This window comes from Streptomyces sp. NPDC026377, assembly GCF_055567715.1.
On sequence record NZ_JBVHPV010000001.1, the window covers coordinates 609,373 to 625,827 of the forward strand.

Annotated in this window: 14 protein-coding genes; 6 read left to right on the top strand and 8 right to left on the bottom strand. The window is 74.0% G+C overall.

Annotated elements, in window-relative coordinates:
* Positions 1 to 238: 238 nt before the first annotated feature.
* The 5 genes from ACZ4MU_RS02630 to ACZ4MU_RS02650 all read right to left on the bottom strand — a co-directional run bounded on the left by ACZ4MU_RS02630 (position 239) and on the right by ACZ4MU_RS02650 (position 7,670).
* Entirely contained in the window at positions 239 to 1,480 is a 1,242-nt protein-coding gene (locus ACZ4MU_RS02630; RefSeq protein WP_467869957.1) for a PucR-like N-terminal domain-containing protein, read from the bottom strand.
* 263 nt (positions 1,481 to 1,743) lie between these two features.
* Positions 1,744 to 2,718: a tryptophan--tRNA ligase gene (gene trpS / locus ACZ4MU_RS02635; protein WP_467869959.1), complete on the bottom strand. Its 975-nt coding sequence runs from the start codon at positions 2,716 to 2,718 to the stop codon at positions 1,744 to 1,746.
* A 943-nt stretch (positions 2,719 to 3,661) separates the two neighbouring features.
* Positions 3,662 to 5,635, bottom strand: coding sequence for an FUSC family protein (locus ACZ4MU_RS02640; RefSeq protein ID WP_467869961.1), 1,974 nt, complete (start codon positions 5,633 to 5,635; stop codon positions 3,662 to 3,664).
* 195 nt (positions 5,636 to 5,830) lie between these two features.
* Entirely contained in the window at positions 5,831 to 6,760 is a 930-nt protein-coding gene (locus ACZ4MU_RS02645; RefSeq protein ID WP_467869962.1) for an NADP-dependent oxidoreductase, read from the bottom strand.
* A gap of 148 nt (positions 6,761 to 6,908) precedes the next feature.
* Entirely contained in the window at positions 6,909 to 7,670 is a 762-nt protein-coding gene (locus ACZ4MU_RS02650; protein ID WP_467869964.1) for an alpha/beta fold hydrolase, read from the bottom strand.
* Positions 7,671 to 7,757: 87 nt separating this feature from the next.
* On the opposite strand from ACZ4MU_RS02650, the gene ACZ4MU_RS02655 reads away from it, so the two are divergent.
* Complete coding sequence (locus ACZ4MU_RS02655) at positions 7,758 to 9,089, top strand: aminotransferase-like domain-containing protein (RefSeq protein ID WP_467869966.1); 1,332 nt, start codon at positions 7,758 to 7,760, stop codon at positions 9,087 to 9,089.
* Here the strand turns inward: ACZ4MU_RS02655 and ACZ4MU_RS02660 are convergent.
* Complete coding sequence (locus ACZ4MU_RS02660; protein ID WP_467869968.1) at positions 9,004 to 9,309, bottom strand: hypothetical protein; 306 nt, start codon at positions 9,307 to 9,309, stop codon at positions 9,004 to 9,006. The genes ACZ4MU_RS02655 and ACZ4MU_RS02660 overlap by 86 nt on opposite strands.
* Positions 9,310 to 9,389: 80 nt before the next feature.
* Between ACZ4MU_RS02660 and ACZ4MU_RS02665 the strand changes: the two genes are divergently transcribed.
* Complete coding sequence (locus ACZ4MU_RS02665; protein WP_467869970.1) at positions 9,390 to 9,812, top strand: hypothetical protein; 423 nt, start codon at positions 9,390 to 9,392, stop codon at positions 9,810 to 9,812.
* Between the two features lie 455 nt (positions 9,813 to 10,267).
* Here ACZ4MU_RS02665 and ACZ4MU_RS02670 read toward each other — a convergent pair whose 3' ends face one another.
* Both ACZ4MU_RS02670 and snpA read right to left on the bottom strand, forming a co-directional pair.
* Positions 10,268 to 10,489 (bottom strand): hypothetical protein, encoded by a 222-nt coding sequence (locus tag ACZ4MU_RS02670; protein ID WP_467869972.1) that lies wholly within the window; start codon positions 10,487 to 10,489, stop codon positions 10,268 to 10,270.
* 79 nt (positions 10,490 to 10,568) lie between these two features.
* Complete coding sequence (gene snpA, locus ACZ4MU_RS02675) at positions 10,569 to 11,252, bottom strand: snapalysin (RefSeq protein WP_467869974.1); 684 nt, start codon at positions 11,250 to 11,252, stop codon at positions 10,569 to 10,571.
* 175 nt (positions 11,253 to 11,427) lie between these two features.
* On the opposite strand from snpA, the gene ACZ4MU_RS02680 reads away from it, so the two are divergent.
* From ACZ4MU_RS02680 to ACZ4MU_RS02695, 4 genes are all read left to right on the top strand, one after another.
* A complete protein-coding gene (locus ACZ4MU_RS02680; RefSeq protein WP_467869976.1) occupies positions 11,428 to 12,381 on the top strand; it encodes a LysR family transcriptional regulator in 954 nt (317 codons plus the stop codon).
* A gap of 323 nt (positions 12,382 to 12,704) precedes the next feature.
* Positions 12,705 to 14,096: a VWA domain-containing protein gene (locus tag ACZ4MU_RS02685; protein ID WP_467869978.1), complete on the top strand. Its 1,392-nt coding sequence runs from the start codon at positions 12,705 to 12,707 to the stop codon at positions 14,094 to 14,096.
* Between the two features lie 117 nt (positions 14,097 to 14,213).
* Entirely contained in the window at positions 14,214 to 15,830 is a 1,617-nt protein-coding gene (metG, locus tag ACZ4MU_RS02690; RefSeq protein ID WP_467869980.1) for a methionine--tRNA ligase, read from the top strand.
* A 204-nt stretch (positions 15,831 to 16,034) separates the two neighbouring features.
* On the top strand, positions 16,035 to 16,181 hold the full coding sequence (locus ACZ4MU_RS02695; protein WP_467869982.1) for a hypothetical protein: 147 nt from the start codon (positions 16,035 to 16,037) through the stop codon (positions 16,179 to 16,181).
* Positions 16,182 to 16,455: the final 274 nt, after the last annotated feature.

Sequence of the window (16,455 nt, forward strand, 5' to 3'; positions counted from 1 at the left end):
CTCCCGGGGTGCCGAAGCGGCGGCGATGCGCTCCGCCCTGCCCTCTTCGACGGCATCCTTGGTGTGACGACCCATGGCGTACGTCTCCTTACGAGGGGATACGCGCCCTTCATCACGCTAAGGGGAGGTACGGGGTTCCGCCACGCGAGTGACGCGGGAGGCCGGAGGGGTGAACACCGAGCGCGGCCGATCCCGCGCGCGGAGCGACGCCGCCCCGTCCCGGAGCGACCGCGAGCCGTTACGGGGCCGCCGCCAGGCCGCCACCCGCACCCGGGACCGAGCCCGGGACCGAGTCCGGGCCCGAGTCCGAACCCGCACCCAACAGCCGGGCGCGCAAAGCCACTTCAAGCTCGAAACGGGCGTCCGGGTCCTCCAGCGCGGTCCCGAAGAGCTGTTCGATCCGGCGCAGCCGCTGGCGTACGGTCTGCGGGTGCAGCTCCAACCGCTCCGCCACCTCGGGCGCGCTGCCCCGGTGGCACTGGAGCCACACCAGGAGGGTGGTGGCGAGGCGGGTCGCCTGCTTGGGCGTGAGACCGTCCAGCGGTCCGAGGCGCCGGTCGGCGAAGAGCCCCACCAGCGGCCGGTCCCCCAGGAGCAGCAGCTCCGGCAGCCGTTCCTCGCAGCGGACGATGCCGCGGGGCCGGTCGAGGCGTGCGAGCAGGGTGCGCGCCCAGCGCAGCGAGTCCGCCGCCATCACGAGCGGCACGGCCGGCCCGACCACCGCGCCGCGCGCGTCGAGCGCCCCGGCGAACACCTGGTCCCGGAAGGCCGTCCCCGGCTCCGGGACCAGCAGGAACGGCTCCGGTCCCTCCAGATCCGCGAGGACGTCGGGCAGCAGCCTGCGGTGGATGCGGTCGCGCTCGGCGGGCGGCCCGAGCGCGACGCACGCCACCGCCTCCGGCAGCGTCCACCCCGCCGCCGCGGCGGCCTGTTCGAGGGCGGCCCCGGTGGCGCGGGAGACGATCCGCTCCAGCAGATGGTGGCGCCGCCGCCCGAGCGCGCCCGCCTTGTCGGCCTGGGCCTCGGCGTAGCCGCGCACGGAGACGGCGGAGATCTCGTCGATGTGCGCGAACACCGCCTCGGCGAGCAGGACGACCTGGTCGGCCCCGACCCCGGCCCGCCGCGCCGCGCGCGCGTACCGCCGCCAGGCGACGCGGGCCCCGAGCCGGTACGCGGCCTGGAGCGCGTCCAGACTGCGGCCCTCCGCGAACTCGCCGCGCCCCAGCACCCAGTAGACCCGCCACCGCTCGCCGCCCCGGTCGGCGGAGGCGCTGTCGCCGCCCTCCACCAGATCCGCGAATTCGGCGAGAGCGGTTTCCACGCCCATCTGGATTCCGTGCCCGAATTTCCCGTGCAGCGGCCTGGAGAATTCCGGCACGTGCTGGCGTATCTGCCGGATCACCTCGGCCGCCGTGGAACTCTGTTCCTTTCGCAGCTCCGCGGCGAGCGTACGCGGCAGAGCGGCCCATGGCCCGGCCATGCGTGCGAGTATGAGTGGTGGTTACTGGCCAGTCAATAGCCCTGACGTGCCGGTTCGTTGGCCGCGACGTACGGTCCGTCAGCGGTGACGTGCCGGTTCGTCGCCCGTGACGTGCCGGTTCGTCGCCGTGACGTACCTATTGGTCGAGGGCCGGGGGGAATACCTTTGGCGAATTACCCACCCCACGACCCTCCCCCCACCCCTCATCGCGGCGCGGCTTCCCGAGAGGGAATTCTTGAAATCGGCAGGTGAATGCCCGCCTCCTAGCGAAAACCGCCCATCGCGGCCCGCACTTCGTCGAGGGTGGTCTCGGCGACGGCATTGGCGCGTTTGTTGCCCTCGTGGAGGACTTCTCGTACGTACGAGAGGTCGCGCGCGTACTCGGCCCGGCGCGCGCGGAGCGGGGCCAGCCGGGTGTTGACGGCCTCGGTGACGGTCCGCTTGAGCGCGGCGGCGCCGCCGTCCCCGATGTCGGCGGCGACGGCGTGCGGGTCGCGGTCCTGGCAGAGCGCGGCGAGCTGGAGCAGGCCGGAGACGCCGGGGCGGGCCGCCGGATCGTAGGTGATGCGGCGGTCGGCGTCGGTGGTGGCGCGGCGGATGAGGGCGGCGGTCTCGTCGGCGGTGGCGGAGAGCGGGATGGAGTTGGAGCGGGACTTGCTCATCTTCGTACCGTCGGTGCCGAGGAGGACGGGCGCGGCGGAGAGCATGGCCTCGGGCTCGGGGAAGACGGCCCCGTACCGGTCGTTGAAGCGGCGGGCGATGGTGCGGGTGACTTCGAGGTGCGGGACCTGGTCCTGTCCGACGGGGACGACATCGGCCTTGCAGAAGAGGATGTCGGCGGCCTGGTGGGCCGGATACGTGAACATCAGCCCGCTGACGGCGGACTGGCGGGAGTGCGCGATCTCGTCCTTGACCGTGGGGTTGCGGCCGAGCTCGGCGACGGAGACGAGGCTGAGGAAGGGGAGGAGGAGCTGGTTGAGGGCGGGGACGGCGCTGTGGGTGAAGACGGTGGCGCGGCCCGGGTCGATGCCGGCGGCGAGATAGTCGAGGACGAGGCGGTGGGTGTGGCCGAGGAGGTCGTCGGCGATGTCGCGGTCGGTGATCACCTGGTAGTCCGCGATGACGACGAAGATCTCGGCGCCGCTGTTCTGGAGCCGGACGCGGTTCTGGAGGGTGCCGAAGTAGTGGCCGAGGTGGAGGGGGCCGGTGGGGCGGTCACCGGTGAGCATGCGGGTCATGTGTCCGTGCCGTTCTGGGGAGGTGGGTGGCGGCCGTCGCCGCGGCGGACGGCCGTCTCCCTGCCTCTTCGCCGCCTCCTCGCCGCCTCCTCCCGGGAGGGGCGGGCGGGCGGGGCGGGGCGGGCATGCGAAAGGGCCGTCCGAGTGACGAACGGCCCTTTTCGTAAACCCGCGCGCGCAGGTCCGATGGCCGCTCCTAGGAGGAGCGCCAGCAGGTGCGGGGGTGCGCGGGGGGCATGGGGAGAGTGTATCGGGGAGTGGGGGGTTGGGACGGGAGGATTTTCGGCTTCCGCCTGCCTGCTGGGGGGGAGAGGGATACGCGCGGAGTTTCTGCCCCCGCGCCCCTACAGGGCGGGCACACCGGACTTCGAGGCACGGCCGGCCGACCCGAGGGCGCGCAATTCCCCGCGGATCGTGGGGGGTTGCTCGCGCAGTTCCCCGCGCCCCTGTAGGACACCCCGGACCTCACGGCGCGGCCCGGCCCGCCCTGGCCGCCCAATTCGGCTGCGGACCGTGGACGGTTGCTCGCGCAGTTCCCCGCGCCCCTGTAGGGCACCCCGGACCTCACGGCGCGGCCCGGCCCGCCCTGGCCGCCCAATTCGGCTGCGGACCGTGGACGGTTGCTCCGCCCCTTGAGCAGGGGACCGTGCCCGAGCTGGATGTTCCGGCTGCGGGGACCACCCCAGGGGCGCGGGGAACTGCGCGAGCAACCCCCACCGGCCCGCAGCCGAAGGACTGTCCGACGACGGTGGCGCGCCGGACGGCGGAAGTTAAGGCAGGCAACCCCGCAGCAGGCGGGCGGGTGGGCAAGTGGGGTCGCCGACCACCGGCCCGCAGACGCCCACGGCCGGAACCACCCCGTAGAGGCCCGGGCCCACGCAACCCCGCCGAACGGGTGGGCGGGTGGGCAAGGCAAAGCTGGGCACCCCGGGGGCCCGCCCCCCTAACCCCCCGGTGACGCAATCGCCCGAGCCGCCCGGACCTCCTGGCGAAGTGGTCCGAGCACACTCTCCTCCGGCCCCGTCAGCGACGCCCGTACCTCCACCAGCGTGGACGACGCCCGCAGCCCGTCCGCCAGCCCGCGCAACTCCCGTACCGCCGCAGCCACTTCCGCTCCCGAGGGCGGGGCCGCGCCGTGGTTGACGCGTACCCGCGCCGCCGTCGTCGCGTCCACGATCCGCTCCACCGCCACCACCAGCGGCCACCACGCCGCCGCCCGCGCCCCCGTCGGCGGCGGCTCGGTCAGCGCGCGCTGGAACTCCGAGCGCACCACCGACAGGTCGCGGTAGATCCGGCGGCGACGGCGGACCCGTTCCGCGTGGTCCTCGCCCGCCCCGGCGAACGCGCACTCCACGTACCCCGCCGCGTCCTGCACCGCGTCCGCCAGCCGGTCCCCGATCCGGGTGTGCCAGCTCTCCGGCCACAGCAGATAGCCCGCCACCAGCGAGATCCCGCAGCCGATCAGGCTGTCCCACAGACGCGGCAGCACCAGACCGAAGCCCTGGTGGTTCAGGAGGTCCGACAGGAGCAGGATCACCGGGGTGATGGCCGCGGTCTGGAAGGCGTACCCCTTCGCCGAGAACGCCGGGATCAGGGCGGCCAGCACCACCATCACCGGCACGTCCCACCACCCGCGCGGCACCTCCGCCAGCACGGCCGCCGCCGTCACCAGCCCCACCGCCGTCCCCAGCGCGCGCAGCACCGCCCGCGAGAAGACCGACCCGAAGTCCGGCTTCAGGATGAACGTGATGGTCAGCGCCACCCAGTACGAGCGCTCCACCGCCACCAGCGACACCAGCGCCTGGGCGAGCCCGATGCAGAGCGCGAGCCGCAGCCCGTACCGCCAGGACGCCTGGGAGAACAGCACGTTGCGCGCACCCCGCCGCACCCGGATGCGCAGCGCGGCCGGGCGCCCGAGCCGGTCGTCGACGTTGTACGGGTCGGGGTCCGGCTTGTGGACCACCACCGCCGCGTGCCGCAGCGCCGCGTCCACCGCCCGCTCCGAGGGCGCGGCGGCCTCCGGGAGCGCCAGGTCGGGCACCGGCCCGGTGTGCGCCCGCTCCACCGCCGTCGCCAGCTCCCGTACGGCCGAGGGGATCGCGGGCGGCAGCGGGCGCCCGCGCAGATGCGCCGCCGGGGCCGCCTCCACCAGCGGGATCACCACGTTCAGCTGGGCGAGCAGCCGCACCAGCGGGCTGCGCCGTCCGTGGTCGCGGGTGCGGCGCGCGAGCACCAGGTCGTACGCCGTGTTGAGCGACTGCGTGACCGTCTGCCGTCTGGCGTCGTACGCCGGGGTGCCCGCGGCTTCGAGGAGGTCGGCCACCGCCCGGTAGGTGGAGGCGACGGCCGTACGCTCCGGGACGCGGTTGCGCAGCGGCCAGCCGAGCAGGGTGAGCAGGAGGACGAAGAGGCCGCCGAGGGAGAGCAGCAGCGGCGCCTTCCACCAGGGCGAGGGCATCGGCAGCCCGGCCCCGACCACGGCGTTCAGCAGGAGCAGCAGCCCGGACACGGACGCCACCGCGCCGATGGACGAGATCATTCCGGAGACGAGCGCGACCAGGGTGAGCGCGGCGACCGCGAACCAGCCCTCGCCGTACACCAGGGTTCCCAGGGTGACCCCGATCGCGCCGAAGAGCTGCGGCACGGCGATGTTGAACACCCGCATCCGGTACGCGTCGGCGGTGTCGCCGATGACTCCGGAGAGCGCGCCCATGGACACCAGCGCGCCGTACGTCGGCTGGTCGGTGGCGAAGCCCACGGCCAGCGGGGCCGCCAGCGCGATGCCGGCCCGGGCGACACCGGGCCACACGATCGGGGTGCTCTGCGGGCGCAACCCGCTGACCAGCCACTGCGGCGGCGCGAGCCGCCCCCGTCCCCGGCCGCCCGGGCCCTTGTCCACGTCGAGCTGTGCACCCATGGCATCAGTATGCGATCACGGTGAATAGAACCTTTTGGGTGGGTCTTCCACTCAGTGGCTCTTGAGGTGGCGCACACCCTTCCGCGCCACCGGCCCAGCTATCGCCACCCACCCGCCGAATATTTATCCACACCCTGTGGACAACATTTCGCCACCGAGACCACAGGACAAACACCCACAAACCAGTCCCACCCCCTACGGCAGGAACAGCGTCTTCCCCCGCGCCCCACCCACCCGATTCCGCTCCATCGCCTCCGGCACCTTCTCCAACGGGTATTCCGCCTCCACGGGTACGTGCACCTCGCCCGCCAGTGCCGCGGCCGCCAGCGCGTCGAGCAGCGCGCCCGACGCCCTGAGCTGGAAGTTCACGCCCCTCCCGGACGGGGCCGCGCCCCGGGTGCTCACCGCCGCGCCACCCGGACGCATCAGCCGGGCGTACGCGTCGAAGGCCTCCGCGTCCGCCGACACCAGGTCCACCACCGCGTCCACCCCGCCGGGCACGGCCCGTTCGCACGCCTCGCGCACCGGCTGCTCGGTGGAGTCGATCGCCAGGGCCGCGCCCAGCGCCCGCATCCGCTCCCGCTCGTCACCCCGCACCACCGCCACCACCCGGACGTCCCGCGCCGCCGCCAACTGGGTCAGCGCGCTGCCGACCCCGCCCGCCGCACCCACCAGGAGCATCGAGTCGCCCGGTTCGAGGGCCACGCCCGTGCGCAGGATCTGGAGCGCGGTCATCCCGGCCGTGGGCAGGGCGGCGGCGGCCCGCAGCGCGAGCCCGTCCGGCACCCCGGCGATGGTCGAGTCGTGCGGCACCGTCACGTACTCCGCGAACGTGCCGGCCCCCACCGGCGGCCGCGCCGCCTGCCCGTACACCGCGTCGCCCACCACGAACCGGTTCTCGCCGGGCCCGACCACGTCCACGCGTCCGGCGAAGTCGACGCCGAGGACCAGCGGGAAGACGTGCGGGGCCCGGCCGTCGAGGAGGCCGTCCGCGACCTGCCAGTCGAACGGGTTGAGGGCCGCGTACTCGACCTTCACCAGCACTTCGCCGGGGCCGGGCTCCGGCTTGGGGACATGGATGACCTCCGGCATGGCCCTGAAGGCCTGGACCGCGACAGCGCGCATACCTTGACGCCTCCTGCTCGGCCCCCCTGCAACCAGGCTTCCGGACGGTCCGATCCTCACCCAGGAGCGCGCCGCGCGCACCCCGGGAAACCCCGCCCGGACCCGTCGCGGACCGGTGGCCGCCGCCGGGGAGCGGTGCGCGGCGGGCTCAGCCCGTCAGCCGGTCGCGCAGGGCCGCGTTGAACTCCTCGGGCCTTTCCAGGTTGGGCAGATGGGCCGCCCCTTCCACGACCACCAGGGCGGACCCGGGGATCGCGGCATGCATCGCCTCGGCGTCGGCGACCGGGGTGTACGTGTCGTCGCGGCCCACCACGATCAGGGTGGGGACGGTGACGGTGGTGAGCAGCTCCCGGTAGTCGGGCCGCTCGGCGCGCCCGCGCAGCGCGGCGGCGGCGCCCTCGGGGTCGGTCGCGGTCATCATCCGGTGCGCGTGCGCCTTGACCGCCGCGTCCGCGTACGGCGCCACCATCTTCTCCAGGACCTCGTCGGCGTACGGCTTCATGCCCTCGCGTACGAGCCGGTCGGCCGCCTCGCGGCGGGCGGTGCGCCCGGCCGGGGTCTCGGCGGCGGGGAAGGTGTCCGCGAGGAGCAGACCGCTGATCCGCTCGGGGAAGAGGCGGTAGCACTCCATGACGATCTGGCCGCCCATGGAGAGCCCGCCGAGGATGAAGCGGGCGAGCCCGAGCCGGTCGGCGAGGTCCAGGACGTCCCCGGCGAAGTCGGAGAGGAGGGTGGTGGTGGCCCCGGGGGCGACGGGCGCGCTGCCGTAGCCGCGCAGATCGGGGGCGACGACCCGGTGCGAGCGCGCGAACTCCTCGGTCTGCGGGTCCCACATCGTGCGGTCGAAGGGGTGGCCGTGGACCAGGAGCAGGGCGTCGCCCGTGCCCCGGTCGGTGTAGGTGGTGGGCATGTCAGGAGGCTAGGCGGGCCCAACTGCTCGGTGCAATAAGATCTTTGCTCTCGGTGCAATGTGGTCGGGCGGGGCTCTGGAGGCGGGATGGACTATCTGCGGCTGGCGGACGGGGTCGCGGCGGCGATTGCCGACGGAAGGCTGCGGCCGGGCGACCGACTGCCTCCCCAGCGGACGTTCGCGCGCCGGCACCGGGTGGCGGTCTCCACCGCGATCAGGGCGTACGGGGAGCTGGTGCGGCGGGGCCTGGTCGTGGGCGAGGTCGGGCGCGGCACGTTCGTACGGGCGGCCCCGCCGCATCCCGGGTCGGTGCTCGCGGAGGACAGCGGCCGCACACCGGTGAACCTGGAGCTCAACTACCCCGTGGCGGAAGGCCAGTCGGAGCTGATGGGGCGTGCTCTCGCGGGGCTGGCCCGTCCGGACGTGCTGCTGGAGGCCACGCGTCCGGCGGCGGCGGACGGTACGCCCGGGACGCGGGCGGCGGCGGCCCGTGCGCTGGCCCGCCCCGGCTGGCGCCCGGACCCGGACCGGCTGCTGTTCGCGGGCAACGGCCGCCAGGCGATCGCGGCCGCGCTGTCCTCGCTCGCCGGGCCCGGGGCCAGGGTGGGCGTGGAGGAGCTGACGTATCCGCTGGTCAAGGCGGTGGCGGAGCGGCTGGGGATCTCCCTGGTGCCGATCGGGACGGACGGGTCGGGGATGCTGCCGTCGGCCCTGGAGGCGGCGCACCGGCGGACGCCGCTGAGCGCGGTGTACGTACAGCCGACCCTCCACAATCCGCTGTCGCTGACGATGCCGGGAGAGCGGCGGGCGGAACTGGCGGCGGTGCTGCGGGAGTCGGGGCTGACCGCCGTCGAGGACACGACCTGGGCGTTCCTGGCGGACGGGGCCGGGGTGCCCGCGCCACTGGCCGCGTACGCCCCGGAGCGGACCCTCCTCGTCGACAGCCTCTCCAAGCGGCTGGCACCGGGCCTGACGGTGGGGTTCCTGAGCGTGCCCGAGGCGTACGGGGAGGAGGTCGCGCGGGCGCTGCGGTCGGGGGCGTGGACGGCGGGCCGGTTCAACCTGGAGGCGGCGGCGCGGTGGGTGGAGGACGGGACGGTGGAGGCGGTGGCGGCGGCCAAGCGGGCGGAGGCGGCGGCGCGGCAGGCGCTGGTGGCGCGCCACCTGGGCGGCTTCTCCGTCGTTGCGGACCCGAGCTCCTTCTACTGCTGGTGGGAGCTGCCCGCGCCGTGGCGGGCGGAGACCTTCGCGGCGGCGGCGGTACGGGAGCTGGGGATCGCGGTGACGCCGGGGGCGGCGTTCGCGGTGGGCGCGGGGTCGGCGCCGGACGCGGTCAGGGTGGGTCTGGCGTCCCCGCCACGGCCGGTGCTGGACACGGCGCTTCGCCGGCTGGCGGAGCTCGCCGCGCGCGACCGCTGAGCCAGGCCGTCAGCGCCAGCGCGAGACCGGCGGCGACGGCGCCCCAGGCGGTGGTGCGCAGCAGGGCCGTGAGGGCGTCGTACACGCCCGCCGCCGTGCCGGGGTCGGCGCGGGGCGGGAGGTCGGCGAGGGTGAGGACCCGGCCGAGGGCGACCAGCGCGCGCAGCCCGAGCCCGCCTGCGGCGATGCCGAGGCCGACGGCGGTGACGTGGGTACGCACGGGTCCAGCCAACCCCGGGTTGCCGGGTGGGGCGCGCGGGTGTGGGCTGTATGGGGGAAGTGTCGTGGAAGGAGCCCGCCATGTCCTCACACGCAGCGATGCCGAGGAGGCACCCGTCGTCGGGGCGGAGCCCCGCCTCCACCCGGCCCGCCCGGCGCGGCCTGCCGCGCGCCCTGATCGCGCTGCCGATCGTGATCGGCGTCTTCTACGGCTTCTGGGCCGCGTCCATCAGCCGCAGGGGCGGGGAGGTGACGGGCGGGAACATCGCGCTGGGCCTGGTGTCCGGGGCGGTGATCGCGGCGCTGGGCCTGGGCCTGCTGCTGATCCAGGGCCGCCTGCCCCGCGAACTGCGCGCACTGGCGTACGGAACGCTGTTCGGCGCGGGGACGGGGTTCCTGTACGCGCAGTCGGGCGAGAGTGTGCTGGGGGCGGCGGGGATGGGGGCGGTACTGGGGGGCGGGATGGGGCTGGCGGCGTTTTACGTGTTCTACACGCGGGAGTAGGGGTGTTCCGGCCCCGGTGCTCGTGTGCGGGTGAGGGGGTGGCTGGTCGCGCAGTTCCCCGCGCCCCCAGGGGGTCCCCGATAGCCGAAGACCCAAGCTGAGCCACAGCCCCTCAGGGGCGCGGGGAACTGCGCGAGCAACCCACCACGGCCCGCAGACGAGTGACGGCCCCTTCAGGGGCGCGGGGAACTGCGCGAGCAACCCCCCACGGCCCGCAGACGAGTGACGGCCCCCTCAGGGGCGCGGGGAACTGCGCGAGCAACCCGCCACGGCCCGCGGACGAGTGCCGGCCCCTTCGGGGGCGCGGGGAACTGCGCGACCAGCCACCCCCTCACCCGCAGACAAACACCGAGCCAAGAAGGGGCGCGGGGAACTGCGCGAGCGACCCACCACCCGCCCGCAGACGAACACCGGGCAACCAGCCAACCCCCGCCCACCCCACGTCAGTGCCCCCCTCAGAACAGCGGCAGCTGCCCCGGGAACGGGGCGACCTCGTAGCCGTCCAGGGTCGGCCGGCCCGGGCCCGGCGGGGCCGGCCGCTTCGAGCCCGGGCACAGCGTCAGCTCACCCCCGCCCGCCACCCGCGCACGCGGATCGTGGCGCACATACCGCCCCGCCACCACGGCCACGGCACGGCCGCACGACGGACACGGACGGCGGGGGGAGACACTCGGCATGCGGCCATGCTGCCAGAGGGGTACGACAACCGGGGCGGAGCGGACCCGCCGGGCAGCCGGCCGCATGCCGGGCCAGGACCTACGCCGCCGGCTTGAACGCCGACGCCAGCCCGTTGCGCCACAGGCTGTTCACCCGCGAGCGCTCCGTGCTGTTCGGGTACGCGTTCCGGCACGACGTGCCCGGCCCGCCGCCGGACATCAGCTCGCTGCACGGACCCGAGTAGTGGTCCGGCAGCCCGAGGACGTGCCCGGTCTCGTGGGCGACCACGCGGACCGAGTAGTACTGCTGGTTCTGCTGGTAGTCCAGGAAGATGTACCCGCTGCCGTGCCCGTCCGTGGACGCGTACGAGCCCTGCGGGTCGTTGCCCTCGTAGTACGAGAAGTCCGCGCCGGAGGACGACTCGGCGAGGCGGACGTTCTGCACCGAGGAGTTCCAGATCTGCGTGGACTGCGATATCTGGGAACGGAAGCTCGGCGCGTTGCGGGTGCTGTAGTAGACGGTGACGGAGGCCGCCAGCGGGTTGGCGGCCCGCTTCTTGGCCACGGACTTCATCACGGCCTCGTAGAACGCCTTGTTGTTGGCGGCCTCCTTGGCGGACCCGGCGTACGACGCGCCGTGCACGTACGCGGACGAGGAGGCGATGGAAGAGGAAGCGGCGGACGGGGACGCGGAGGGGGCGGCGGCCGTGGCGGGGATCACGCCCAGGCCGGCGAGCGCCAGACCCAGGGCGGTGGACAGGACGACAGTCCTCTGGTGTCTCATGGGGGGCTCCTGCTCGTTCATTCGTGGGGGTGGCCCCGGTGGGTTGCCGGGGGCAAGGGCGAGTGTCGGGGAGCCGGACGCACCCGGGGATGATGACAACCGGCGATAACCCCGCGTTATCGGCGGGGATTCGGCCGTCTAGTGCGGGACATGACAAGCGCTTTACGCTCGGCCCATGGAGCTCGACGTGAGGCATCTCCGCGCCCTCTGCGCGATCGCCGACACCGGCAGTCTGCACAGGGCCGCGCGGCAGCTCGGAACCAGCCAGCCGGCCCTGACCACCCAGCTCCGGCGGATCGAGCACTCACTGGGCGGTCTGCTCTTCTCCCGGGAGCGCACCGGCTGCCGCCCGACACCGCTGGGCCGGACGGTCCTCAGCCGGGCCCGGCCGCTGCTCGCGGGGATGGACGCGCTGCTCACGGAGGTGCGCGCGGCCGTCGACGGCGTGGACGGGCGCCCCCGGCTGCGGATCGGGTCCACCGCCAGCCGGGCCATTCCGGGGTGGTTGCGGCGGCTGCGCGAGAGGCTGCCGGGCACGGAGACGCAGCTCCATGTCGACGTCTCCGCCCACGCGTTGCTTGGCCTGGTCGCGGCGGGCGAGCTCGACGTGGCCTTCGTCCACCAGGTGGAGGGGTGCCCGCTGCGGATGCCGGAAGGACTCGACGTACGGGTGCTCGTCGAGCGCGAGCCGCAGTTCATCTCACTGGCGGCCGACCATCCGGCGGCGACGGAGGACGTGGTGGACCTGGCCGATCTGGCGGGGGACCGCTGGATGGTGGATCCCAGTGTGGACGGGGAGTGGGACGGGCTGCGGCGGGTGTTCGCGGCGGCCGGGCTCAACCCCCGGGTGCTGCACGGCGATTACCTGACGGCGGCGTCCCTGGTGGCCTCCGGCGAGGTCGTCACGCCCTGCCAGCCCACGTCCCGGCCCCGCGCGGACATGGCGATCCGCCCGCTGAGGGGAGACCCGCTGGCGGTACGGCTGCTGCTGGCGGCGCGGGCGGGGGCGTACGAGTCGGGGGTCTACGGGACGGTGCACTCGGCGCTGGACGCGGCGTACTGGGAGGCGGCGCGGCAGTCCGCCCCGTACCGCACCTGGCTGTCGCGCCCGCTGGCCCTGCGGCCCTGACGGGGCCCGGCGCCCCGAGCCGTTGGCGGGCCACGGGCCGGCGGGCCCCGCTCGGCGGGCGTGGCGCGGATCTTCGTGGGTGCACACGGGCGATCCGGGGCAGCAGACCGAGCGGAGAGGGATCCGTCCGGGGCGTAAGCGGTACGGCGTCGTCCGCCCCCTGCCGAGGTTGACCGGATCGGATCGCTAACCTTACGTGTCCACGCTCGTGCACCCGCTCACGCGGCGTGGGTACGCAACGCCCTGCACCACCCTGCACCGCACATCGCACCCAACTCATGCGAAAGGCCTCGCCCATGGGCATTCGGAGCTTGCTGCGCAAAGTGTTCGGACGCGATCGCGACGCGGAGAGCGCCGACCTGACGGCGGCTCCGGCTCAGGAGTCGGCCCCGGCCGCGGCGGCCGTACCGGCCCCCGCCGAGGAGTCGGCCCCCACCGCGTCCACGACCCCGACCGTGCCGGCGCCCGCCCGGCGCGACCTGTCCCCCGCGGAGGAGCTGGTCGCGGCGGCGTTCGACGCGACGCCGCGGGCCGCCGTACCGGCGCCGACGCGACCGGTGGAGGACGCGTCCACGGCCGAGCCCCCGGCACAGGCCCCGGCCCCGGATGCGAAGAAGCCTGACCCCGACCAGGAGTCCGCCGCCTCCGAGGTCCCGCAGCCACGGGCGGAGTCCCCGCTGAAGGAGAAGACCCCGGAGGCCGAGCCGAAGACCGCCGAGCCGAAGGCCGAGGCCGTCGAGCCCGAGCCGGAGGCGGAGCCCGTCGAGTCCGAGCGGGAGCCGAAGGCCGCCGAGCCGAAGGCGGAGGCCGAGGCCGAGGCCGAGCCGGAACCTGCGGCGATGGCCGCCGAGCCCGAACCCGAGCCGAAGCCCAAGGCCCAGCCGAAGCCGAAGGCCGCGGAGCCGAAGACGCAGCCCGAGCCGAAGGCCACGGAGCCCGAGCCGAAGGCCGCCGAACCGAAGCCGAAGGCCGCCGAGCCGAAGCCGGAACCCGCACAGGCCGAGGCCAGGCCCGCCCCCGTGAAGGCGGAAGCCGAACCCCCCGCCAAGGCCGCCCCCGCCATCCCCCTCCCCCGGCTCAAGTCCCGCGCCCCCGGGCTCGTCGACCACTACAAGGCCGCCGGGGCGCAGCTGCGCAAGGCCGGGCTGAACGGGGCGCGGGCCACCGTGTACCTCGTGCTGGACCGGTCCGGGTCGATGCGGCCGTACTACAAGGACGGCAGCGCCCAGCACCTCGCCGAGCGGGTGCTCGCGCTCGCCGCGCACCTCGACGAGGACGCCGCCGTCCGCACCGTGTTCTTCTCGACCGAGCTCGACGGCACCGCAGACCTCTCCCTCACCTCGTACGAGGGCGTCATCGACGAGACGCACGCCGCGCTCGGGCACATGGGGCGCACCAGCTACCAGTGCGCGGTCGAGGCGGTCGTGGAGCACTACGAGAAGCACCGCGGCGACGGCCCCGCCCTGGTGGTCTTCCAGACCGACGGCGCCCCGGACGCCAAGGTGGCGGCCCGGGAGGCGCTCGCAGACGCGGCCGGGAAGAACCTGTTCTGGCAGTTCGTGGCGTTCGGCGAGGACGACAGCAAGGCGTTCGACTTCCTGCGGAAGCTGGACGCGCCGAACGCCGCGTTCCTGCACGCGGGGCCCGCGCCCAAGGACCTGCCCGACACCGCGTTCTACCAGGGCCTGCTCGCCGGGTTCGCCCAGCGGGACTGATCCCCGGCGGCCGGGAAGCGCGAGGGGACCGGTCACACGGCCCCCCGCGCCCCCACCCGCCCGCCCGGGCAGCAACGCGGGTGAGTGGATCTCCCCGCGGCCGTTAGGATTTCGACCATGGCGGCCACTGGATCCGAGAAGCAGGGGGCGAACGACGTGAAGTCCTTCTACGTTTCGACCCCCATCTACTACGTCAACGACGCTCCTCACCTGGGCCACGCCTACACGACCGTCGCAGGCGACGTGCTCACGCGCTGGCACCGTCAGCGCGGCGAGAAGGTGTGGTACCTCACCGGCACGGACGAGCACGGTCAGAAGATCATGCGCACCGCGGAGGCGAACGGCGTCACCCCGCAGGAGTGGTGCGACAAGCTCGTCGAGGAGGCGTGGAAGCCCCTCTGGGAGCACCTGCGGATCGCGAACGACGACTTCATCCGTACGACGGAGAAGCGGCACACCGACCGGGTGCAGGAGTTCGTCCAGGACCTGTACGACAAGGGCGAGATCTACAAGGGCGGCTACGAGGGCCCGTACTGCGTGGGCTGCGAGGAGTACAAGCTCCCCGGGGACCTCGTCGAGGCCGAGGACGGCACCAAGCTGTGCCCCGTCCACAAGAAGCCGGTGGAGATCCTCAAGGAGGAGAACTACTTCTTCAAGCTGTCCGAGTACGGGCCGAAGCTGGTCGAGTTCTACGAGGCCAACCCCGGCTTCATCCAGCCCGAGTCGGCCCGCAACGAGGTCGTGAACTTCGTCAAGCAGGGCCTTCAGGACCTGTCGATCTCCCGCTCCACCTTCGACTGGGGCGTCCCGGTCCCGTGGGACGACAAGCACGTCATCTACGTGTGGATCGACGCCCTCCTGAACTACGCCACGGCCGTCGGCTACGGCTCGGACCAGGCGAAGTTCGACGAGACGTTCCCGGCCGACGTCCACCTCATCGGTAAGGACATCCTCCGCTTCCACGCGGTGATCTGGCCCGCGATGCTGATGGCGAACGGTCTGCCGGTGCCCGGCAGGATCGCGGCCAACGGCTGGCTGATGGTCGGCGGCGAGAAGATGTCGAAGTCGAACCTGACCGGCATCAAGCCGCAGGACCTCACCCTCCACTTCGGCGTCGACGCCTACCGCTGGTACTTCCTGCGGGCCATCGCCTTCGGCCAGGACGGCTCGTTCTCCTGGGAGGACTTCACCGCCCGCTACACCTCGGAGCTCGCCAACGACTACGGCAACCTCGCCTCGCGGGTGGCGGCCATGGTCGGCAAGTACTTCGGGGGCACGCTGCCCGCCGCCACGGCCGCCGGCGAGGCCGAGCGGGCGATCGCCGACGGCCTGGCGAAGGCCGTGGCCGAGGCGGACCGGAAGATCGGCGAGGAGCTGGACTTCCAGGGCGGCATCCTGGCCGTCTTCGACTTCGTGAAGCAGGTCAACGGCTACATCACGGAGCAGGAGCCGTGGAAGGTGGCCAAGGACGAGTCGGAGGAGGGCCGGGCGCGCCTGGCGACCGTCCTCTACACCGCCGCCGAGGCGCTGCGCGCGGTCGCGGTCCTGCTGAACCCGGTCATGCCGGACACCTCGCAGAAGCTGTGGGAGTCGCTGGGCGCCGAGGCGGCCGGCCTGGGCCCGCTGGCCGACCAGCGGGTGGGGGACGCCGGCACCTGGGGTCTGCTCCCGGCGGGCGCGACGGTGACGAAGGGCGCGGTGCTGTTCCCGCGCCTGGAGGAGAAGCCCGCGTAACGCGTGTGTCCAGGCGCGCGCGTCCAGCGCGTGCGCCGTGTGTGTACGGGTGCGTACGCACGTCGGGCCCGGAACCCTCCCCGAGCTCTCCAGGAGCACGGGGGCGCACGGTTCCGGGCCTTCCGTCTGCCCTCCCCGGGTTGCGGGCCGCGTCCCCGGCGCGCACGCTGCGCACATGGAGGACGTACTGAGGGGGTGCGCGCAGTGACGAGGAGTACCGACCAGTCGCAGGCGGAGGAGGAGCGCCGCCGCGAAGAGCTCCTGGCCAAGGTCCGGGAGGCGAACCGGCAGAGCACCAGCCGCCCGCACGGGCCGCCGTCGCCGGACCCGGTGGACCCGGCCGACGACTGACCCGGGACGGGCTCAGCGGGCCAGGGCGCGCCGCGTCCCCCTCACGGCCACCGGGGTGCGCTCCGGGTCCGGCGCGGGGTGCTCGCGGGGGCGTACGGTAGCCCCGGGGGAGCGTACGGGTGCGGGCGCGGCCCGTCCGGCAGCGCCCACAGCGGCAGCAACAGGTCCCGGGGGTGGGCCGGTCCACCGGCTCGCACAGCACCCCGGCACCGTGGGACTTCTCCGGCGCCGAACAGGCCGCTCACATCTGCCGAACGCGGTGGGGTGCCCGGCT